This is a genomic window from Actinomadura miaoliensis (assembly GCF_039536785.1).
Lineage (GTDB): Bacteria > Actinomycetota > Actinomycetes > Streptosporangiales > Streptosporangiaceae > Spirillospora > Spirillospora miaoliensis.
The window spans coordinates 1-19,735 of the sequence record NZ_BAAAZG010000058.1; the positions used below are offsets into that span (position 1 = coordinate 1).

Annotated in this window: 21 protein-coding genes; 13 read left to right on the forward strand and 8 right to left on the reverse strand. The window is 73.9% G+C overall.

Translation table 11 applies throughout. The features are described from left to right. The 5 genes from ABD811_RS36345 to ABD811_RS36365 form a co-directional block, all read left to right on the forward strand. Positions 1-684, forward strand: a 684-nt coding sequence (locus ABD811_RS36345; protein WP_344956855.1) for a sensor histidine kinase, incomplete at its 5' end; no start/stop codon positions are given. Then, positions 681-1,370: a response regulator transcription factor gene (locus ABD811_RS36350; protein ID WP_344956857.1), complete on the forward strand. Its 690-nt coding sequence runs from the start codon at positions 681-683 to the stop codon at positions 1,368-1,370. The genes ABD811_RS36345 and ABD811_RS36350, both read left to right, overlap by 4 nt. An 85-nt stretch (positions 1,371-1,455) precedes the next feature. Next, entirely contained in the window at positions 1,456-2,394 is a 939-nt protein-coding gene (locus ABD811_RS36355) for a TIGR03621 family F420-dependent LLM class oxidoreductase (RefSeq protein WP_344956859.1), read from the forward strand. A 132-nt stretch (positions 2,395-2,526) separates the two neighbouring features. Next, positions 2,527-3,072 (forward strand): retropepsin-like aspartic protease, encoded by a 546-nt coding sequence (locus ABD811_RS36360; RefSeq protein WP_344956861.1) that lies wholly within the window; start codon positions 2,527-2,529, stop codon positions 3,070-3,072. Between the two features lie 84 nt (positions 3,073-3,156). After that, entirely contained in the window at positions 3,157-3,948 is a 792-nt protein-coding gene (locus ABD811_RS36365; RefSeq protein ID WP_344956863.1) for an SDR family NAD(P)-dependent oxidoreductase, read from the forward strand. 44 nt (positions 3,949-3,992) lie between these two features. Here ABD811_RS36365 and ABD811_RS36370 read toward each other — a convergent pair whose 3' ends face one another. Continuing rightward, positions 3,993-5,057, reverse strand: coding sequence for a S1C family serine protease (locus ABD811_RS36370; RefSeq protein WP_344956865.1), 1,065 nt, complete (start codon positions 5,055-5,057; stop codon positions 3,993-3,995). A 156-nt stretch (positions 5,058-5,213) separates the two neighbouring features. Between ABD811_RS36370 and ABD811_RS36375 the strand changes: the two genes are divergently transcribed. Beyond that, entirely contained in the window at positions 5,214-6,305 is a 1,092-nt protein-coding gene (locus tag ABD811_RS36375) for a baeRF3 domain-containing protein (protein WP_344956867.1), read from the forward strand. Here ABD811_RS36375 and ABD811_RS36380 read toward each other — a convergent pair. Then, entirely contained in the window at positions 6,302-8,017 is a 1,716-nt protein-coding gene (locus tag ABD811_RS36380; protein ID WP_344956869.1) for a hypothetical protein, read from the reverse strand. The genes ABD811_RS36375 and ABD811_RS36380 overlap by 4 nt on opposite strands. A 101-nt stretch (positions 8,018-8,118) precedes the next feature. On the opposite strand from ABD811_RS36380, the gene ABD811_RS36385 reads away from it, so the two are divergent. The 3 genes from ABD811_RS36385 (at position 8,119) to ABD811_RS36395 (ending at position 10,900) form a co-directional block, all read left to right on the forward strand. Further along, the gene (locus tag ABD811_RS36385; RefSeq protein WP_344956871.1) at positions 8,119-8,793 is read left to right on the forward strand and encodes a response regulator; all 675 of its coding nucleotides are present in this window, start codon (positions 8,119-8,121) and stop codon (positions 8,791-8,793) included. Between the two features lie 68 nt (positions 8,794-8,861). Next, entirely contained in the window at positions 8,862-10,319 is a 1,458-nt protein-coding gene (locus tag ABD811_RS36390; protein WP_344956873.1) for an ATP-binding protein, read from the forward strand. Next, positions 10,316-10,900, forward strand: coding sequence for a hypothetical protein (locus ABD811_RS36395; RefSeq protein WP_344956875.1), 585 nt, complete (start codon positions 10,316-10,318; stop codon positions 10,898-10,900). Before ABD811_RS36390 ends, ABD811_RS36395 begins: the two co-directional genes overlap by 4 nt. 69 nt (positions 10,901-10,969) lie before the next feature. Here ABD811_RS36395 and ABD811_RS36400 read toward each other — a convergent pair whose 3' ends face one another. The 4 genes from ABD811_RS36400 to map form a co-directional block, all read right to left on the reverse strand. Beyond that, positions 10,970-11,686: a metal-dependent hydrolase gene (locus ABD811_RS36400; RefSeq protein WP_344956877.1), complete on the reverse strand. Its 717-nt coding sequence runs from the start codon at positions 11,684-11,686 to the stop codon at positions 10,970-10,972. Between the two features lie 141 nt (positions 11,687-11,827). Next, positions 11,828-12,853, reverse strand: coding sequence for a DNA polymerase ligase N-terminal domain-containing protein (locus ABD811_RS36405; protein ID WP_344956879.1), 1,026 nt, complete (start codon positions 12,851-12,853; stop codon positions 11,828-11,830). Between the two features lie 68 nt (positions 12,854-12,921). After that, positions 12,922-13,611 (reverse strand): ComEA family DNA-binding protein, encoded by a 690-nt coding sequence (locus ABD811_RS36410; protein WP_344956881.1) that lies wholly within the window; start codon positions 13,609-13,611, stop codon positions 12,922-12,924. An 80-nt stretch (positions 13,612-13,691) separates the two neighbouring features. Next, the gene (gene map, locus ABD811_RS36415; protein WP_344956883.1) at positions 13,692-14,543 is read right to left on the reverse strand and encodes a type I methionyl aminopeptidase; all 852 of its coding nucleotides are present in this window, start codon (positions 14,541-14,543) and stop codon (positions 13,692-13,694) included. A 79-nt stretch (positions 14,544-14,622) separates the two neighbouring features. On the opposite strand from map, the gene ABD811_RS36420 reads away from it, so the two are divergent. Further along, positions 14,623-14,799: a hypothetical protein gene (locus ABD811_RS36420; protein WP_344956885.1), complete on the forward strand. Its 177-nt coding sequence runs from the start codon at positions 14,623-14,625 to the stop codon at positions 14,797-14,799. A gap of 35 nt (positions 14,800-14,834) precedes the next feature. Here ABD811_RS36420 and ABD811_RS36425 read toward each other — a convergent pair whose 3' ends face one another. Beyond that, on the reverse strand, positions 14,835-15,437 hold the full coding sequence (locus ABD811_RS36425) for a hypothetical protein (protein ID WP_425549499.1): 603 nt from the start codon (positions 15,435-15,437) through the stop codon (positions 14,835-14,837). Between the two features lie 83 nt (positions 15,438-15,520). Between ABD811_RS36425 and npdG the strand changes: the two genes are divergently transcribed. Beyond that, the gene (gene npdG, locus ABD811_RS36430; RefSeq protein ID WP_344956888.1) at positions 15,521-16,210 is read left to right on the forward strand and encodes an NADPH-dependent F420 reductase; all 690 of its coding nucleotides are present in this window, start codon (positions 15,521-15,523) and stop codon (positions 16,208-16,210) included. 131 nt (positions 16,211-16,341) lie between these two features. Here npdG and panB read toward each other — a convergent pair whose 3' ends face one another. Continuing rightward, positions 16,342-17,187 (reverse strand): 3-methyl-2-oxobutanoate hydroxymethyltransferase, encoded by an 846-nt coding sequence (gene panB, locus ABD811_RS36435; RefSeq protein ID WP_344956890.1) that lies wholly within the window; start codon positions 17,185-17,187, stop codon positions 16,342-16,344. Positions 17,188-17,429: 242 nt separating this feature from the next. On the opposite strand from panB, the gene ABD811_RS36440 reads away from it, so the two are divergent. Both ABD811_RS36440 and ABD811_RS36445 read left to right on the forward strand, forming a co-directional pair. Then, a complete protein-coding gene (locus tag ABD811_RS36440) occupies positions 17,430-19,007 on the forward strand; it encodes an MFS transporter (protein ID WP_344956892.1) in 1,578 nt (525 codons plus the stop codon). A gap of 32 nt (positions 19,008-19,039) precedes the next feature. Next, on the forward strand, positions 19,040-19,714 hold the full coding sequence (locus tag ABD811_RS36445) for a TetR/AcrR family transcriptional regulator (protein ID WP_344956894.1): 675 nt from the start codon (positions 19,040-19,042) through the stop codon (positions 19,712-19,714). Positions 19,715-19,735 lie beyond the last annotated feature (21 nt).

A 19,735-nucleotide genomic window follows, 5' to 3' on the forward strand; every position in this document is an offset into this window, starting at 1 on the left:
CCCGCCGAGCGGCTGGCCGCCGTGCAGGCCCGCGCGCGGCGGCTGGCCGAGCGCAACCGGCTCGCCCGCGAGCTGCACGACTCGGTCGGGCACGCGCTGAGCGTGGTGACGCTGCAGGCGGGCGCCGCGCGGCGGGTGCTGGACGCCGACCCCGCCTTCGCCCGCGAGGCCCTCGGCGCGATCGAGGAGTCGGCGCGGGCCGCGCTGGAGGACCTGGACCACGTGCTCGGCCTGCTGCGCGAGGACGGCTCCCGCGGCGCCGCGCCGCAGCCCACGCTCGACGACCTGGACCGGCTGCTGGAGCAGACCCGGCTGGCGGGCGTGAAACTGGACGCCGCGGTGGACGCGGACGTGGCGCGCGTGCCCGCCGCGGTGTCGCGGGAGGCGTACCGGATCGTCCAGGAGGGGCTGACCAACGCGCTGCGGCACGCGGGCAAGGTGCCGGTGCGGCTGCGCGTGACGCTGCGGGACGAACACCTGGAGGTGCTGATGACCAATCCGCTGGGCGGGCCGGCGTCCGGCCGCGACCACGGCGGCGGGCGCGGGCTGGACGGGGTGCGCGAGCGCGTCACCGTGCTGCGCGGCCGGATGTCCGCCGGGCCGGACGACGGCCGCTGGTGCCTGCGGGTCCGCCTGCCGGTCGGCGCGGGCGCCGTGTCCGGCCTGCCGGAGGCGGCGTCATGACGATCTCGGAGCCGGCGGTGCCGGACGCGCCGACCAGGGTGCTGCTGGTGGACGACGAGCGGCTGGTCCGGGTGGGCCTGGCCGCCATCATCGGGGCCGAACCCGACCTGACGGTGGTCGGCGAGGCGGCGGACGGCGCCGACGTGCCCGACGCGGTGGCCCGGCTGCGCCCCGACCTGATCCTCATGGACGTGCGGATGCCCAAGCTGGACGGCATCCAGGCCACCCGCCGGATCCTGGAGACGGTGCCCGAGCCGCCCCGGATCATCGTGGTCACCACGTTCGAGAACGACGAGTACGTCTACGACGCGCTGCGGGTGGGCGCCAGCGGTTTCCTGCTCAAGCGCGCCCGCCCCGAGGAGATCCTGCGGGCGGTGCGGACCGTGGCGCACGGCGACAGCCTGCTATTCCCCGCCAAGATCCGCGCGCTGGCCGCCCGGCACGGCGGCGCGGGCGGGGCCGGGGCGGCCGGCGCGCGCTGGCACGACCGGCTCACCGAGCGCGAGGCCGGGGTGCTGCGGCTGATGGCCAAGGGCATGACCAACGCGGAGATCGCGGCCGAGCTGTACGTCAGCCCGCAGACGGTCAAGACCCACGTCGGCAACGTGCTGGCCAAGCTGGGCGCGCGCGACCGCACCCAGGCGGTGATCTTCGCCTACGAGACCGGCTTCATCACCCCCGGCTGAATCCCCGCGTGTGAACGACCCCCCGAGTTCGGCCCTGAGCGTACGTTCTGTACATTTCACGGCCCGATGTGGTGGGGTGATCGCCATGCGCGACTTCCGATTCGGGTTCAACTTCTTCGACGTGGCGGACCGGGCCTCGTTCGTGCGGCGGTGCCGTGAGGCCGAGGCCCAGGGGTACGACATCGCCCTGGTGCCCGACCATCTCGGCGGCCCGGCGCCGTTCCCCACCATGGTCGCCGCCGCGGACGCCACCGAGCGGCTGCGCGTCGGCGGCCTGGTGCTGAACGCGGCGTTCTGGAACGCCCACCTGCTGGCGCGGGAGGTCGCCACGGCCGACCGGCTCACCGGCGGGCGGGTCGAGCTGGGCCTCGGCGCGGGCCACATGAAGTGGGAGTTCGACGCCGCGCGCATCCCCTGGGAGCCGTTCGGCGCCCGGGTGGACCGCATGGCAGCCCTGGTGGACGAGCTGCGCGGCCTGTTCGCCGAGCCGGGCTACGCCGAACGCGCCGACCGCGAGGCGGCCCACGACCTGACGGCGCTCGCGCCGGTGCAGAAGAGCGGCTTCGGCGGGTTCGGCCCGCCGCTGCTGATCGGCGGCACCGGCGACCGCGTCCTGGAGCAGGCCGTCCGGCACGCCGACATCGTCGGCGTCGCCGGGGCGTACCAGGCGCCGGGGCGGCCGCCCGGCACGTTCCTGCTCGGCAGCGCCGAGCAGGCCGACGACCGCGTGCGGTTCGTGCGGGAACGGGCCGGCGACCGCTTCGCCGAGCTGGAGCTGAACGTCCTGATCCAGCATGTGGAGATCACCCCGGACCGGCGCGCCTTCGCCGAACGGGTCGCCGCCGAGCTGGTGCCCCACCTCACTCCCGAGCAGGTGCTGGACTGCCCCTTCGTGCTGTTCGGCACCGTCGAGCAGATGGCCGAGCAACTGCGGGAACGCCGTGAGCGCTACGGCTTCACCTACGTCGTGGTGCACGCCCCCTTCGTCGACGCCTTCGCCCCGGTGATCGAGCAGCTCAGGTGACGCCGGAACCGGGGCGCGGCCACGCCGGGATCCAGCCGTCCGGCGGCCGCGTCCCCGGCCCGGCGGAAGTTAGATCGAGGGTTATCCGGGAACGTCCGCGCTCATCCCGATTGTCGGGGACGGGGGGCACGGATGTGGAGGCAGCGGATCGCGTCGGTGGTCGCGCCGGTGATCGTGGGCGCGGTGGTCGCGGGGGCGCCGGCGTGCGTGGAGAACGCACGGGTCGTCCCGGCGGCCCGGTCCACACAGGCCACCGACCTGCGCCCCGCCGTCCGCCCCACGCCGCAGGCCACCACCGTGCCGCTGCGGATCCTCACCCGGGACGGCGCGACCATCGTGCTCGTCCCCGTCACCGTCAACGGGTACGGCCCCTATGACTTCATCCTGGACACCGGTGCGTCCTCCTCCTCGGTGGACCGGCGCCTGGTGGACCGGATCGGCCTGCCCGACACGGGGGAGAGCGCCCGCGTGCGCGGCGTGGGCGGCAGCACGGTCGCGCCGCTGGTGCGGGTCGGCGACTGGCGGGTCGGCGGGCGGCCGCTGCACGGGCGGTCGCTGGTCGTCACCGACGTCGGCGACGACCGCGTGGCGGGCCTGCTCGGCTCGGACGAGCTGCGCCGCTTCGGCGTGATCACCGTCGACTACGCCCGGGCGCGGCTGGTGCTGTACGGCGGGTGACGGCGGTCCTGGGTCCGGCGGGACCTGGCTCGCGGGGGACGGCGCGGCCCAGGATGGGCTTCCGGCACCGACGGGAGGACGACGATGGCCACCATCCTGATCACCGGGGCGACGGCGGGCGTGGGCCGCTACCTGACGCGGCGTCTGGCCGGGCGGGGCGAGACCGTCCTGGCGCACGGCCGCGACGCGGCCAAGCTGGACGCCCTGGTCAAGGAGCTGGACGGCGCGCCCGGGCGAGTGCGGCCCTACGTGGCGGACCTGGCGTCGCTGGCCGAGGTGCGCGACCTGGCCGGACGGGTGGCCGCCGACCACGACCGGCTGGACGTGCTGGTCAACAACGCCGGGGTGGGCAGCGGCCGCCCGGAGGGCCGCACCCTGACCCGCGACGGGCACGAGCTGCGGTTCGCCGTCAACTACCTGGCCCCGGTGCTGCTGACCCGGCTGCTGCTGCCGCGGCTGCGGGCCGCCGCGCCCGCCCGCGTGGTCAACGAGGGCTCGCTCGGCCAGGAGGAGATCGACTTCGCCGACCTGACCATGGCCCGCCGCTACAGCGGCACAATGGCGTACTGCCGCAGCAAGCTGGCGCTGGCCGCCTGGAGCTTCGATCTGGCCGACGAGCTGCGCGCCGACCGGATCGCGGTCAACTGCATCCATCCCGCCACCTACATGGACACCGACATGGTGCGCGACGCGGGCGTCGCGCCGTGGAGCACCGTCGAGGACGGCGGCGAGGCGGTGCTGCAGCTGATCGACGCCCCGCCCGACGTCACCGGCGAGTTCTTCGACGGCGCCCGCCGCTCCCGCGCGCACGACGCCGCCTACGACCCCGGCGTCCGCTCCCGTCTCCGCGCCGCCACCGCCGCCGCCCTCGAATAGGGGCCCGACCAGTCCTACTGGGGGTGACTCCCAGACCTCCGACCTCAGTGCTGCCCGAGCGTCACCTTGACGGTGCGGTCGGCGCCCTCCGGGGTCTGGACCCGCACCGGGACGGTGTCGCCCGGATGCAGCGTGGCCAGCACCTCGGCCAGCACGCTGATGTTGGGCGTGGACGCGCCGTTCACCGCGAGGATCAGGTCGCCGGGGCGGATGCCCGCCTTCTGGGCCGGGCCGTCGGGGGTCACCTCCACCACGCCCACGGCCGTCTGCTGCGGATCGTCGCCGTTGATGACCGTCTGGATCGTCACGCCCAGCGCGGCCCGGCCGGACCGGCGCACCCGCCCCTCCTTGATCAGCTGCGGGACGATCGACCTGACCGTGCCGCTCGGGGTGGCGAACCCGATGCCGACGGCCGTCCCGCCGATCTGCGGGTCGGACGCGGCGGCGGTGGGGATGCCGATCACCTCGCCGTTCAGCGTGACCAGGGCGCCGCCGCTGTTGCCGGGGTTGATCGGCGCGCTGGTCTGGATGGCGTTGACGATGGTCGCGCCGGGGAACGCGCCCTCGCGCCTGGTGGTCACGGTGCGGCCCAGCGCGGAGACGATCCCGTTGGTGACGCTGCCGGACAGCCCCAGCGGGTTGCCCATGGCCAGCACGATCTGCCCGGTCCGCAGCTTGGCGGAGTCGCCGAAGGCGGCGGGCCGCAGCCCGGCGCCGTCGACCCGCACCACGGCCAGGTCGTCGGAGGCGTACTCGCCCACCAGCGTGGCGGGCAGCGGCCGGCTGCCGCTGGCGGCGATGACCTCGATCTTCTGCGCGCCCGCGACGACGTGCGCGTTGGTGACGATGTTCCCGTGGCCGTCGAACACGACGCCGGACCCCAGGCCCTGGTCGGTGCGGATCTGCACCACCGACGGGAGCACCTTGGCGACCACCCGCTCGAACTGCTGCTCCAGCGACGACGCCGCGGGCCCGACCGCGACGGAGGCCGTGTCCGCCGCGCGCCGCGCCTCGGTGGAGCCGTCGTCGCCGCCCGTGCACCCGCCCAGCAGCAGGACGCCCGCCAGCACGGCGGCGCCCGCCCGGGCACCTGCGTGGAGGAACCTCATGTCCGCGATTGTCCCCACCCAGGGGGTCTCGACCCCCGTACCGGCGGGTGCCCGGGGCGCGCCGGACACGAGCCGGTGGCGATCCTCGACAAGGTCTTACGCATCGTTTACTCGGCTTTCGTTAGAAATGAGAAACGGACATCCGATCGGGGGATCATGGACGCCGCCACACTCTCCGAGCTGCGCAAACCGCGCGCCTACCCGGCCGTCTCGGTGCTGATGCCGACCGAGCGCCGCGCGCCGCGCCGCCGCCAGGACCCCATCCGCCTGCGCAACCTGCTCGCCGAGGCACGGCGGCGGTTGCGCGCCGACCCGCGGGTCGAGCCCGAGGTCGCCGACGAGGTGATGCGCGGCCTGGAACGGGCCGCCGCCGGGGCCGACCCGGCCCACGCCGAGGGCCTGGCGCTGTTCGCGGCGCCGGGCGGCGAGCACCACGCCTTCGCCGTCGACCAGCCGGTGGACCAGCGCGTGATCGTCGACACCACCTTCGCCACCCGCGACCTGGTCGCCGCCTACACCCGCACGTCCCGGTACTGGCTGCTGGTGCTGTCGGACCACGAGACGCGGCTGTGGGACGGGCGCGGCGGCGAGCTGACCGAGGTCGTCCGCCACGGGTTCCCGGCGGCGCCCGAGCCGGTCGACGAGGAGCGCGCCGGGCGCCAGTCGCCGCGCGGCCTGCACCACGGCGACGAGCGCCACCGCCAGTACCTGCGCGAGGTCGTGACCCGGCTGGAGGCCGTGCTGGCCCGCGACCGCCGTCCCGTGGTGGTCGCGGGCGTCATCCGGCAGCAGGCGCTGTTCGACGAGCTGGCCGGGGCGCGGGTGACGGTGGCGGGCCGCATCGACGGCAGCCACGAGACCACGCCGCCGAGCACGCTGGTGCGGCTGGCGCGTCCGGTGCTGGACGCCTACGAGGACCTGCGCGAGGTGGCGGTGCTGGCCGAACTGGAGGCCGCGCGCCGCCTGCACCGCTACGCCTCCGGGCTGGACGACGTGATGCGCCTGGTCGAGGACGGACGCGGCGAGCACCTGATCGTCGAGCGCGGCTACTACGCCCCCGCCGTGCGCACCGGCGAGGAACTGGTCCCGTTCGAGGGCCTGCCCGGTGTGCTGCGCGGCGCGGGCGTCGTGGACGACGTGGTCGACAACGTCATCGAGACGACGCTCGAGTACGGGGGCGAGGTCACGTTCGTCTCCGACGGCTTCCTCATCGACCACGACCGCATCGCCCTCGTCACCCGCTTCTAGGGCTGACATCCGGGACCGCGCCAGGCCACCCATCCGGCCGTCCAGGCGCGTCCCGGATAGGGGCGCCAACCGGCGGGATGGCCGGGCCAGGTGGCGTCGGCGGGAGTCCCCTCGGGGTGGTTCACGACCACCGTGCACACACCCCGGGCGGGTTGCTGGGTGCGGGTGTCGATGCTGCTCATCCGCGTCCACGACACCGGGAACAGGAGTTTGGTCCGCACCTGCCAGGAGATGGCCGTGTCCAGGGCGACACCGCCGGTCCTGCCGCCGGGGAACGGGGGCGGCAGGGCGGGGCGCTGAGGGTTCGGCCCCATGATGTACGTCATGGCGGCGACGTTCACCGCGAGCAGTCCCACTCCCAGGACCGGCGCCCGGCCACGTCCCAGCACCGAGAACCCCAGGAGCAGACCGAGCGCGGCCAGCGACGCTTCCCACAGATGGAAAGCGCCCCGGTCCAACGTCAGGAACGACGTCTCGGGAAAGTCGAACCCGATGAAGGAGTGAGTGCGCAGCCGCTCTCCTGCGTACCCCGACACCCACAGGCCCGTCACGCCCACCACGGCCGTGGCCCCCGCCACCGCACGCGCACCGTGGGCGAGGGACAGCCGTAGGACGGCGGTCACGCCGATGAGCGCATAGACGAGCGCGACGCACGTCAGATAGCGGCCGTAGGCGAAGTTGCCGACGCGATGCTCGTCGGGCAGCGCGGCGGACGAGGCGTAGGCGATCCCGAGCGTGGTCGCCAGGAGAGTTCCCGCCATGATCCGCGTTTCGGCGCCGGTGCGGCGGCGCGCCAAGGTCACCAGCACCACCGTCAGGCCGACCCCTGCCAGCCCCCACGTGCCCACGACGAGGTACCACAGCTGACCGACCGCGCCGGAGACGGCCCATGCCTGCCCCTCCAGCGTGGTGATCCGGCCTTCCACGTTGCCCGCCAGGTCCCGTACACCGCCGGGGTACAGGGCCGAACGCACCATGTCGTTGAAGAGCGACGCGGCCGCGTAACCCGCCGCCGTGGCCGCCGCGCCGACGGCGAGCGGCCGCCGCGTGCCCCGGCGCCAAAGGAGGACCCCGAGCACCGCGACGTGCACGGCGACCAGTACAGAGCCACGCGAATGCACCGTGTGCCCGTAGCAGGCGAGCAGGCTCGCACCGGCCGCCGCGTACGCGCTCCCGTAACGTACGAACCGGTCGAGCGACAGCAGCCAGGCCAGCACCACCATGGGCAGGAGCGCGTCCGCCAGCACGAACGCGCCGAAGAACGTCACCCCCGGCAGCAGCGCCCCCGCCCACGCCGACGGCAGCGCGGTCCGCACGTCCAGCCCGAGCCGGCGCAGCAGCATGTAGCCCAGTGGGAACAGCGCCGCCCCCACCAGCGCGTTGATCACCATCACCAGCGTGTAGACGGTCGCCGGATCATGCGCGAGCCGGAAGGCGGGAGTCAGCAGCAGCGGGTAGCCGCCCTGGTAGAAGGTGTTGCCGGACAGGTCGCCGCCGGGCCCGCCCGCCAGCCACCGCGCGGCCGTCAGGTAGCCCGACTCGTCGGGGTCGGCGACGGGCCCCACCCGCGCCCGGGCGAACCACAGGCGCACGCACACCTGCAGGGCCCATCCCAGCACCAGCGCCCACACCGGCCAGGACCGGCGGCGTCGCCGCGGGACGAGCGCGGTCTCGCCGGGCACCGTCCGGGCACGATCGATCATCACGGTCATGCGTTCGACCGTTCCGGCGCGCCGTCATGATCCCGTCCGTGGAATGTCCGGGTTCCGTGACATTCCGGGGCCAAGATCGCGGTTCCGCCGATAATGGCCCGGTGGCGAGCATTCTCTTCGTGGAGGACGACCCCTCGGCGCGGGCCGCGCTGGAACTGGCGCTCACCCGCCAGGGCCACCGCGTCACGTCCCGGGCGACGGGCGAGGAGGGCCTGGAGACGCTGCGGGCCCGCCGGCCGGAGATCGCCGTGCTGGACGTGATGCTGCCCGGCCTGGACGGCATCGAGGTGTGCCGACGCATCCGCCGCGACGACACCCTGCCGGTCATCCTGCTCACCGCGCGCGGCGACGACCTTGACGTGGTGCTCGGCCTGGAGGCGGGCGCCGACGACTACGTGGTCAAACCGGTCGAGCCGCGGGTGCTGGACGCCCGCATCCGCGCCGTGCTGCGCCGCGCCGAGAACGCCCCCGCCGACCGCGTCGCCTACGGCGACCTGGTGATCGACCGGCTCGCGCTGAAGGTCACCCGGGGCGGCCGGGACGTCCGGCTCACCCCGACCGAGCTGCGGCTGCTGCTGGAGCTGACCCGGCGGCCCCGGCAGACGCTGACCCGCCGCCACCTGCTGGCGGCGGTGTGGGAGCACACCTATCCGGGCGACTCGCGGCTGGTGGACGCCTGCGTCCAGCGCGTCCGCGCCAAGATCGAGGACGAGCCGGCCGAGCCGCGCCTCATCGAGACCGTCCGCGGCTTCGGCTACCGGTTCAGCCCGCCATGAGTCTCGGTGGATGCGGCGGCGCACCTCGTACGCGGCTTCGGCTTCCGCCCCGACCCGCGGTGAGGGCCGTGCGGGCCCTGCCCGCGACGCTCACCGGGCTGCGGTTCCGGCTGGTCGCGGCGTTCTGCGCGGTGGCGCTGCTGTCGTCGGTGCTGGCGTCGGGGCTGGCGTACGTGCTGGTGCGCCGCGCGATACTGGAGCGCACCCAGGACGCGATGCTCGGCGAGGTGCGCGACACCATCGCCCGCACGATTCCCGCCGAGCTGCCGCCCGACTCCGCCGAGACGCTGGCGAGGGACCTGGACGCCGCGCTCAGCAGCCGGGACGGCCGCGTCAAGGTGTACGCGGCCCCGCTTCCGCTGGACCGCGACATGTGGCTGCCCCCGGTCCAGCACCGGCATCTGCACGTCCCGGTCACCCGCGAGTTCGCGCGCGCCGCCACGCGCGGCCTGGTGTTCCGGCGAGTGATCCACCAGGGCCGCCCGTACCTGCTGATCGGCGCCCACCCCACCGGGTACGTGACCACGATCGACCAGCCGCAGCGCACCACGCCGCCGATCGTCTTCGTGTCGGTGTCGCTGGCCCGGGAGGAGGCCGACCTGCGCGCCTTCACCCGCGCGGTGGCGATCGCGGACGCCCTGGCACTGGTGGTGGCGCTGGTCCTGGCGCTGCTGGCCGCCCGGGGCGTGCTGCGTCCCGTGCGGAGCCTCGGCCGCGCGGCCCGAGATCTGGGCGTAGGACGCCTCGACACCCGGGTGAAAGTGCGCGGCAACGACGAGCTCGCCGACCTCGCCCGCACGTTCAACGGCACCGCCGAGGCACTGCAATGGACCGTGACGGAGCTGCGCGCGATGGAGGCGGCCTCCCGCCGCTTCGTGGCCGACGTCTCCCACGAGCTGCGCACGCCGCTCACCTCGATGATCGCCGTCACGGACGTGCTGTCGGAGGAGGGCGGGTCCTCCGCGGCGGGCGACACCGCCACCCGGCTCATCGTCGAGGAGACCCGGCGGCTCGGCGTGCTGGTGGAGAACCTCATCGAGATCAGCCGGTTCGACTCGGGCACGGCGTCCCTGGTCTTGGACGAGGTGGTGGTGGCCGAGGCGGTGGCGGCGGCGCTGGACGCGCGCGGCTGGTCCGGCGACGTGGCGGTGGAGGGACCGCAGGACCTGGTGGCGCGCCTGGACCCGCGCCGCTTCGACGTGATCGTCGCCAACCTGGTGGGGAACGCCCTGCGGCATGGCGCGCCGCCGGTCCGGGTGCGGACGCGGCGCGCCGACCGCGGGGGCCGGTCCGGGGTCGAGCTGGTGGTCACCGACTGCGGCCCGGGCATCCCCGGCGACCTGCTGGCCCTGGTGTTCGACCGGTTCGTCAAGGCGGAGGCGGCCCGCACCCGCAGCGAGGGCAGCGGCCTCGGCCTGTCGATCGCACGGGAGAACGCGCTGCTGCACGGCGGAACCCTGGAGGCGTCCAACGCCCCGGAAGGAGGAGCGGTGTTCACCCTCTGGCTGCCGGGAGTGCCGGCATGAGGCCCGCCCGCGCGGCGGCTCTGGCCGCGGCTCTCGTGCTCGTCCTCGCCGGCTGCGGCATCGGCCCGACCGGTGTCGTCAGGTCGGGCGAGAAGCCCCTCACCCTGGCCGGCAGCGTGCGGGTGACGATGTACCTGGTCGACGGGCACGACCGCCTGGTGCCGGTGGTGCGTCCCGGACTGCCCGGCCACCCCTACTACGCCGTGACGCAGCTCGGCGGTGAGCCCACCCCGGCCGAGAAACGCCGCGGGCTGCGCAACGCCGTGCCGCGGCTGGAGCTGCGGCCCGCCACCATGCAGAACGGGCCGGTCACCGTGCAGCGGCACTCCACCGAGCTGCACGTCAACGTGGTCACCCGCGGCAGCCCGGCGAAGGGCGACAAGGCGCCCTCCTGGAGCCGTCTGGCCCTCGCCCAGGTCGCCTGCACCGCCGAGACGATCCCGGGCGTCAGCGGGGTGCGCCTGACGGGCCTGGTCTCGGTCGAGGGCACCAACGTGGTGGTGGTCACCGGAGTGCTGGACGACTCGGGCCGCGGGTGGGAACTCCTCCAATGCGCGGACTTCCGCGACCTCACGCGATGACGGGCCGATGAGGTGACGCGCCCGTGAAATGAGGGCCGATGCCGGGTCGGGGCGGCACGCTGGGCCGCGTCAGCCCCTGGTGAGCCAGCGGGTGGTGATCTCGCCGAGGACCGACCGCATCGTCAGGATCGCCACGCCGAGGGTCAGCAGCGGCATGACCACCCAGCGCTCCACCTTGCCGTCGGTGCGCGGGATCACCGGGATCTCCACCCGCCACGTCATCGGCCAGAACACCGGGCAGCCGCGCGGCGTCAGGCAGTCGCCCGCCACGTGCGCCAGGCAGCCCAGCGCCACGGCGAAGCCCACGAAGCTCATGTCCAGGTCGTGCATGAGATAGACGGCCAGCGCCGCGACCGCGCAGTCGGCCAGCGCCGACTGCGGCTCCTTGCCCTCGAAGTCCAGGCCGATGCCGCGCAGCCCGAAGCCGACGATGACGAACAGCGCCGCCCACCAGCCGTACACGAACTCGGTGGCCAGCCAGTCCATCGCCAGGCCCATCAGGACGGCGAACACGATCGAGTGGGTGGCCTGCCGGTGCCCGCCGGCGATCTTGCCGATCCACTTGCACATGCCCTTGGTGATGGGGCCGTAGGTGTTGGCGATGCGGCCGTTGTGGTGGTCGATGTCGGGCAGCAGCGCCGCGCCCGCGCACACCACCGCGCCCGCCAGCAGCTGCGCGGGCGACAGCGCGATCGCGTGCTCGCCCAGCAGCCGGTCCTGGCTGAGCAGGGGGACCGCCCCGAGCCACACCAGCGCACCCGAAAGGGCATGCGTCTGCCCCATCATGTCGTGCTCTCCCGCCCTTCCGCCCGTTTCGCCACCCGGGCGGGACTTTAGCCCGCCGCGGCGTTCCGGCGGCGATGACGCGCCGATGACCGCCTTCGTCCGTTTCGATGCGATCATCGGCCGGAAGGTTCCCCGCCGCCGCTACCGGGCGGGGATGCGGCGCCAGGCGTCGTTCTGCTCGCCCGGCTCGTACGGGGCGTCCAGGCGCTTGGCCAGGACGCCCGGCAGGCCCTGCTCGCGGGCGGCGGCCAGCACGGCGTCACCGTCGCCGGGGAACCACGGCGCGGTCTGCCAGCGCGGGCCGTTCAGCCCCAGGTCGTCGAGCGCGCGGCGGCGCCGCTCGTACGGCTCGTCCAGCAGCGGACGGCCGTCCAGGTGCAGCACATCGAAGATCAGGTAGGTCTCGCGGCCGTCCAGCGACGCCAGTTCCCCGTCGAGCAGGACGGGACGCGCGCCCACCGCCCTGCCCAGCGGCCCGCCCAGGCCCGCCGGGCCGCCGACCGCGCGGCCCTGCCCGTCGGTGAAGCGGGTGCGGCCGCCCTCGACGTAGGCGAGCAGGCGCCGCCCGCCCCAGGCGAACTCGAAGCCGTAGGCGTCCTGGTCGCGCGGCAGCCGGGCGCGGTCGGCGGCCCGCATCGGCCGCAGCGACTCCGGCAGCGCCTCGGCGTCGGGGTCGGCGGGTGGGTCCATCCGGTGGATCATCCAGTTCTCGCCGCGGGTGCGGAACAGCACGTACCGGCCGGACACGCGCGTGCCGTGCAGCACCACCTTGACCTCGCGGTCGGACCACTTCTCGGTCTCGTACGTGCCGCGGTCCCAGATCGTCATCGTGCCGGCGCCGTACTCGCCCCTGGGGATCTCCCCGTGGAACGTGGCGTACTCCAGCGGATGGTCCTCGGTGTGCACGGCCAGGTGGTTGGTGTCGGGGTCGGCCGGGATGCCCTTGGGCACCGCCCACGACACCAGTACGCCGCCGCGTTCCAGCCGCAGGTCCCAGTGCAGGCTCCGCGCGTGGTGCTCCTGGACGACGAAGGTGTCGTCGTCGCCCTGGGGGACCGGCCCGTCGCCCGGTACCGGCTCAGGGGTCCTGTGGGGGTCGCGCTTGCTCCGGTACTCGGCGAGCCGGTCGGCGTCCCCGTCGCGTGCCGTGTTCTTCTTACGTGCCACCACGCAGGACGGTCTACCCCGCCGCGGCCGGCATCACCGGACGGCGGCCGTCATCCGGCGGGGCGGGGTCACCGGATGAACACGGCGTGGTCGGCCATGTCGGCGGTCAGCGCCGGGGGCAGCCCGGCCAGCGCCGACAGTTCCTCGGCGGACATGAACCCGCCGGTCTCGTCCCGCACCTCGACGATGCGGGCGGCCAGCTGGGGGGTGACGCCGGGAAGCTGCGTCAGCACCTCCGCCGGGGCGTGATTGACGTCGATCAGCCCGCCGTCGTTGTACTCGCGCGGCAGGTCGGGGCGGCCGATGCGCAGCTCGCGGGCCAGGCCCGGGTCGCTGGCGGCCAGCTCGCGGGCCTTCTGCCGCAGCGCCCGGGAGCGCCGCACCCGCTCGATGGCGGCCTCGTTGTCGACCCCCGACAGCCCGTGCGGGTCGAACACCCGGCGGCGCACCAGGAACGCGTGCACGCATCCCACGATCGCCTGCACGAAGGTCAGCACGCCCATGAGCCGGGCGGCGCCGCCCTCCCCGGCGTCTCCCAGCAGCACCACCTGCAGCACGAAGACGGCCGCGTACACCAGCGCGGCCACCACCAGGTGGGTGTTGCGCCGCCACAGCGCCGCCCCCGCGAAGGTGAACGGCGTCAGGTAGCCCAGGCTCAGGAACGGCAGCGCCGCCCACGTCACGCTCAGCGCGGCCCGGCCCGGCGGCATGCTGTCGGACGGGACCCGAGGCGGCGGATACGGCGCTGGGGCGTTCATCGAGCTGCTCTCCCGAGCCGGTTGGCGGCTTGTGTGGCTCTAGATCCCTTTTCTTACCCGGGGCCGGGGGCGCGGAATGGTCAGGGAAGGGTCAGGATCTCGTGGCCGTCTTCGGTCACCAGGATGGTGTGCTCGAACTGGGCGGTGCGCTTGCGGTCCTTGGTGACGACCGTCCAGCCGTCCTTCCAGATGTCGTAGTCGTGGGTGCCCAGCGTCAGCATCGGCTCGACGGTGAACGTCATGCCCGGCTGGATCACGGTGGTGGCCGCCGGGTCGTCGTAGTGCGGGATCACCAGCCCGGAGTGGAACGTCGTGCCGATGCCGTGCCCGGTGAAGTCGCGCACCACCCCGTACCCGAACCGCTTGGCGTACGACTCGATGACCCGGCCGATCACGTTGACGGCCCGGCCCGGCGCGACCGCGCGGATGCCGCGCATCATCGCCTCGCGGGTGCGCTCCACCAGCAGCCGCGACTCCTCGTCGACCTCGCCGCACAGGTACGTGGCGTCGGTGTCGCCGTGCACGCCGTCGATGTAGGCGGTGATGTCGATGTTGATGATGTCGCCGTCGCGCAGCACGGTGTCGTCGGGGATGCCGTGGCAGATCACCTCGTTGATCGAGGTGCACAGCGACTTGGGGAACCCGCGGTAGCCCAGCGTGGAGGGGTAGGCGCCGTGGTCGAGCAGGAACTCGTGCCCGATGCGGTCCAGCTCGTCGGTGGTGATCCCGGGACGGACGTGCCGGCCGACCTCCTCCAGCGCCTGCGCCGCGATCCGCCCGGCCACCCGCATCTTCTCGATCGTCTCGGGCGTCTTGACGTCCGGCTCACCGGTCTTCGGACGCTTCTTTCCCACGTACTCCGGGCGCGGGATGTGCGCGGGGACCTTGCGCATGGGCGAGACACGGCCGGGCCGGAGCAGTTGGGTCGTCATGTCTGGGAGTGTAGTCAGCGCGATCGGGGGACGATTCAGGACGCGCGCGTGATCGGTCGCGCGGGAGCGGAGGGACGCGATGAGCGACGACGGCGACTGGTGGTTCTGCCTGAAGCACATGAAGGTCGAACACGGCCCCGGCTGCGCCGGCAAGGACCGCATGGGCCCCTACCCCTCCGAGTCGGCGGCGGCCGGAGCGCTCCAGCTGGCCCGCGAACGCAACGAGGCGTGGCGCCGTCAGGACGACGACGACTAGCCGGCCGCCGGCGGGTTCCGGCCGTCGGCGCCGGGCTAGTCCACGGTCGGGCCGCTGACCGTTTCGAGCAGGCGGGCGAGGCGGCGGCGCAGCCCGAGGCCGGCCGGGCGCCGCGCCGGTTCCTGCCCGGCCGCCGCGCTGACCAGGTGCTGGGCGCCGTCGAACGACAGCAGCGCGTCGCCCGGCGGGACGGTCAGGGCCTCGTGCGCCAGCCCCCGCAGCTCCCGGTCGCCGCCCTCCAGGGCGAGGATCGTCGCGCCGGTGCGGCGGGCGTCGTCGACCCGTTCCAGCAGCGGCACCGGCGCGTCCTGCTCGGCGACCACGAACAGCGTCTCGCCGCGCCGCGCCGCCTCCAGCCGGTCCAGCCCCACCCGCAGGTGCGCGGGCGCGTCCGGCGGGGGCGACCAGCGCACCAGTGTGGGGGACAGGGCGGGCAGCCGGCTCAGCCTGCTCTCGTCGTCGAGATGAGCGGCCAGGTGCCAGGGATCGTCGCCGGGCGTGCCCACCAGCAGCAGCCCGCCGGGCGTGCGCGCGCTCACCCGCACCGCCCGGCCGAGCTCACCGGTGCGCTCCAGCCACCCCGTCGCCGACAGCACCTCGCGCAACATCGTCACCCGCTCGGCGTCCACGACCTCCATGGTGCCGCAAAACCGCACGCGGGCCCCGGGTTTCCCGGATGCCGGAGGATCACGGCGCGAACCGACCTGGCAGACTCGGCCCCATGACTGAGCAGCAGAAGACTCCCTATGACCTGCCCGACGTCAGCGGCCTGTCCATCGGCATCCTGGGCGGCACCGGCGACCAGGGCAAGGGGCTGGCGCGCCGGTTCGCGCTGGCCGGGCACCAGGTGATCATCGGGTCGCGGAAGGCGGACCGGGCCCGGGACGCCGCCGCGGACCTGGGCGCGGACCTGCCGGTGCGGGGCGCGGAGAACCCGGTCGCCGCCGGGGAGGCCGACCTGGTGATCGTCGCGGTGCCGTGGGACGGGCACAAGGCCACCCTGGAGTCGTTGCGCGCCGAGCTGGACGGCAAGATCGTCGTCGACTGCGTCAACCCGCTGGGCTTCGACAAGCGCGGTGCCTTCGCGTTGCCGGTCGAGGAGGGCAGCGCCGCCGAGCAGGCCGCCGCCGTGCTGCCCGGCAGCCGGGTGGTGGCGGCGTTCCACCACGTGTCGGCCAAGCTGCTGCTGGATCCCGACGTCGACGAGATGCAGCTGGACGTGCTGGTGCTCGGCGACGACCGGGAGGCCACCGACCTGGTCCAGGCCCTGGCGGGACGCATTCCGGGCATGCGCGGCGTGTACGGCGGACGGCTCCGCAACGCCCACCAGATCGAGGCGTTCACCGCCAACCTGATCTCCATCAACCGCCGCTACAAGGCCCACGCGGGCCTGCGCGTCACCGACGTCTGACACCGCGGCGCCCCGGCCCGCCGTGCCCGCGGACGGGGCGGCCCGCCTGGTGCGGATCGCCCCGCCGGGACGCGAACGATCGGCCGGGACGCGAACGATCGGCCGGTGATCAGCCGGGGACCAGCGGATGATCAGTGGTAGGCGTGCTCGGGGGCCGGGAACACGCCGCCGACGACCTCCTCGGCGTAGGCGCGGGCCGCGTCGCCGAGCACCGTCCGCAGGTCGGCGTACTTCTTGACGAACTTGGCGGTGCGCGGCGTCAGCCCCGCCATGTCCTGCCAGACCAGCACCTGCGCGTCGGTGTGGTCGCCGGCGCCGATGCCGATGGTCGGGATGGACAGCGAGTCGGTGACGCGGGCGGCCAGCTCCTCGGGGACGCACTCCAGCACCACCGAGAACGCGCCCGCCGCCTCCAGCGCCTTGGCGTCGGCCATCAGCTCCTCGCCCGCCTGGCCGCGGCCCTGCACCCGGTAGCCGCCGAAGACGTTCACCGACTGCGGGGTCAGGCCCAGGTGCGCCATCACCGGGATCCCGGCGGCGACCATGGCCTCGACCTGCGGCAGGATGCGGCGGCCGCCCTCCACCTTGACCGCCTGGACGCCGCTCTCCTTCAGGAAGCGGGTGGCTGCGGCCAGCGCCCCCGGCACGTCCGCCTGGTAGGAGCCGAACGGCAGGTCGGCGACCACCATCGCGCGCTTGGAGCCGCGGACGACGGCGGCGGCCAGCGGGACGAGGTCGTCCACGGTCACCGGGATCGTGGAGTCGTACCCGTACACCACCATGGCGGCCGAGTCGCCGACGAGCAGCACCGGGATCCCGGCCTCGTCGAAGACCCGCGCGGTGAGCGCGTCGTAGGCGGTGAGCATGGGCCACTTCTCGTGCCGCTGCTTGGCGGCGGCGATGTCGCGGACGGTGACCCGGCGGTCTCCCTGACCCCCGTACAGAGCGGTGGGCTGGGCAGCGGACGACGAAGACACGATGTACCTCCAGTCTCGAGGCGCCACGGTGGCGTACCCGGACGGATCCGATGATTCCACCGCCAAAACGATTCGGGTAGCCCCGAGATTCCACCGGAACCGCTATTCCCGGCGGGACGGGTGACCTGGATTACGAAACGATACCGTTGCGTATCGATCACCTCAGGCGTACGCTCATTACGAAACGCAGACGTATCGCAGACGCATTCCCGCGCCCACGACTTCCCGCGCTAAGGAGCGAGTTGGATCCGCAGTCAGTTCACCGCCGGCGCTGGTACATCCTCGCCGTGCTCACCGTCAGCCTTCTGGTGGTGGTGCTGGACAACACCATCCTCAACGTCGCGTTGAAGACCATCGCCGACCCCGAGGAGGGCCTGGGCGCCACCCAGAGCCAGCTGGAGTGGGCGATCAACTCCTACACGCTGGTGTTCGCCGGCCTGCTGTTCACCTTCGGGGTGCTCGGCGACCGCGCCGGCCGCAAGCGCGTCCTGATCGGCGGCATGGTGATCTTCGGCATCGCCTCGCTGCTGTCGGCCTACGCCCAGACCCCCGACCAGCTCGTCTGGGCCCGCGCCCTGATGGGCCTCGGCGGCGCCGCGGTCATGCCGCAGACCCTGTCCATCATCACCAACGTCTTCGAGCCCCAGGAACGGGCCCGCGCCATCGGCATCTGGGCGGGCGCCGTCGGCCTCGGCGTCGCCATCGGCCCCGTCACCGGCGGCCTGCTGCTGGCCCACTTCTGGTGGGGCTCGGTGTTCTTCGTCAACGTTCCCGTCATCGTCGCCGGGATCGCGCTGATCGCCCTGCTGGTCCCCGAGTCGCGCAACCCGCTGCCGGGACGGCTCGACCCGGTCGGCGTGCTGCTGTCCATCGTCGGCCTGGTCGCCCTGTCGTACGGCATCATCCACGGCGGCGACACCGGCGAGTGGCTCACGCCCGGCGCGCTGGCGCCGATCATCGGCGGCGCCGCCGTGCTGGGGCTGTTCGCCTGGCACGAGGCCCGCAGCGACCACCCCGCCTTCGACGTGCGGCTGTTCCGCGACCCGCGGCTGTCGGCGGCGGTCGCCTCGATCGCGCTGTGCTTCTTCGCCGCCGCGGGCGTGTTCTTCTTCGCCAACTTCTACCTGCAGTCGGTGCGCGGCCTGACCCCGCTGCAGTCCGGCCTGATGGTCCTGCCGTTCGCCGCCGCGCAGCTGATGTTCTCGCCGCGCAGCGCCGCCATGGTGCGCCGCTTCGGCGCCAAGGCGGTGTGCACGGTCGGCCTGCTGCTGGTGACCGCCGCCCTGGTCGGCTACCAGTTCGTCGACGAGCACAGCCCGCTGTGGGTCGTCGGGGTGGTGTTCTTCCTGCAGGGCGCGGGCATGGCCAACGTCATGCCGCCCGCGACCGAGTCGGTCATGTCGGCGCTGCCCCGGGAGAAGGCGGGCGCCGGATCGGCCCTCAACAACACCGCCCGGCAGGTCGCCGTCGCGCTCGGCGTGGCGGTGCTCGGCTCGGTGGTCGCCTCCGTCTACCGCGGCGACCTGGCCGACCGGCTGGCCGCGCTGCCGGCGGGCGCCCGCGAGGCGGCAGGGCAGTCCATCGAGGGCGCCCACGCGGTCGCGGCGCGGCTCGGCCCCGCCGGGGAGGGCCTGATCGACCCGGCGAACGCCGCGTTCATGCACGGCATGCACACCGCGTCGATCGCGGCGGCGGCGGTCGCCTTCCTCGCCTCCATGGTGGTGCTGCGCTGGATGCCCGGACGCGCCCAGGACGCCGGCGAGGCCGTCCCCGCCGAGACGTCCGGGACGCCCGGGCGGCGCGAGACCGCCAAGGTATGAGTAATGCCGGGGTATGAGTAACGTGGCCAGCGATGACCGAGACGACGCAGCATCCCACCCCCGCTGAGCCCGGCGCCGGTGCCCCTGGCACCGGCGCCTCCGGGCCCGGTGACCCCGCCGCGCGCGACGGCGTCCGCGCGCCCGGGCGGCCGCGCAGCGAACGCGCCGAGAAGGCGATCATCAACGCCACCCTCGACCTGCTGGCCGAGGAGTCCGGCGTGGCCGGGCTCTCCATCGAGGCGGTCGCCGCGCGCGCCGGCGTCGGCAAGACCACGATCTACCGTCGCTGGCCCAACAAGGAGGCGCTGATCGTGCAGGCGCTGGCCACCATGAAGGGCCCGCTGCCCGAGCCGTCCGGCGCCTCGGTCCGCGAGGACCTGCTGGCGCTGGCCCGCGTGCTGCGCTCCGAGCGCAGCCGCAAGCGGATCCGGTGCTTCTGGAACGTGGTCGGCGCCGCCGAGAAGCATCCCGAGCTGTACGCCCGCTACCGGCAGGACGTCATCGAACCGCGCCGCCAGGTGATCCGGGACGTGCTGCGGCGCGGCGTGCGCACCGGCGAGCTGCGGCCCGACGTGGACGTGGAGGCCGCCGTCACCATGCTGACCGGGGCGCTGGCCGGGCGGTTCCCCATGGAGACGCTGCCCGACGACTTCCCCGAGACGGTGGTCGACACGCTGCTGCGCGGCATCGCCGCCGGCGCGTCCTGACGTGTCCCGGCACAGGCGCAC

What these genes read in the sequence shown, in the direction of transcription:
- ABD811_RS36350 (WP_344956857.1), top strand. Translation starts at nt 681, where the DNA reads ATGACGATCTCGGAGCCGGCGGTGCCGGACGCGCCGACCAGGGTGCTG.
- ABD811_RS36355 (WP_344956859.1), top strand. Translation starts at nt 1,456, where the DNA reads ATGCGCGACTTCCGATTCGGGTTCAACTTCTTCGACGTGGCGGACCGG.
- ABD811_RS36360 (WP_344956861.1), top strand. Translation starts at nt 2,527, where the DNA reads ATGTGGAGGCAGCGGATCGCGTCGGTGGTCGCGCCGGTGATCGTGGGC.
- ABD811_RS36365 (WP_344956863.1), top strand. Translation starts at nt 3,157, where the DNA reads ATGGCCACCATCCTGATCACCGGGGCGACGGCGGGCGTGGGCCGCTAC.
- ABD811_RS36370 (WP_344956865.1), bottom strand. Translation starts at nt 5,057, where the DNA reads ATGAGGTTCCTCCACGCAGGTGCCCGGGCGGGCGCCGCCGTGCTGGCG.
- ABD811_RS36375 (WP_344956867.1), top strand. Translation starts at nt 5,214, where the DNA reads ATGGACGCCGCCACACTCTCCGAGCTGCGCAAACCGCGCGCCTACCCG.
- ABD811_RS36380 (WP_344956869.1), bottom strand. Translation starts at nt 8,017, where the DNA reads ATGACCGTGATGATCGATCGTGCCCGGACGGTGCCCGGCGAGACCGCG.
- ABD811_RS36395 (WP_344956875.1), top strand. Translation starts at nt 10,316, where the DNA reads ATGAGGCCCGCCCGCGCGGCGGCTCTGGCCGCGGCTCTCGTGCTCGTC.
- ABD811_RS36400 (WP_344956877.1), bottom strand. Translation starts at nt 11,686, where the DNA reads ATGATGGGGCAGACGCATGCCCTTTCGGGTGCGCTGGTGTGGCTCGGG.
- ABD811_RS36410 (WP_344956881.1), bottom strand. Translation starts at nt 13,611, where the DNA reads ATGAACGCCCCAGCGCCGTATCCGCCGCCTCGGGTCCCGTCCGACAGC.
- map (WP_344956883.1), bottom strand. Translation starts at nt 14,543, where the DNA reads ATGACGACCCAACTGCTCCGGCCCGGCCGTGTCTCGCCCATGCGCAAG.
- ABD811_RS36420 (WP_344956885.1), top strand. Translation starts at nt 14,623, where the DNA reads ATGAGCGACGACGGCGACTGGTGGTTCTGCCTGAAGCACATGAAGGTC.
- ABD811_RS36425 (WP_425549499.1), bottom strand. Translation starts at nt 15,437, where the DNA reads ATGGAGGTCGTGGACGCCGAGCGGGTGACGATGTTGCGCGAGGTGCTG.
- npdG (WP_344956888.1), top strand. Translation starts at nt 15,521, where the DNA reads ATGACTGAGCAGCAGAAGACTCCCTATGACCTGCCCGACGTCAGCGGC.
- ABD811_RS36445 (WP_344956894.1), top strand. Translation starts at nt 19,040, where the DNA reads ATGACCGAGACGACGCAGCATCCCACCCCCGCTGAGCCCGGCGCCGGT.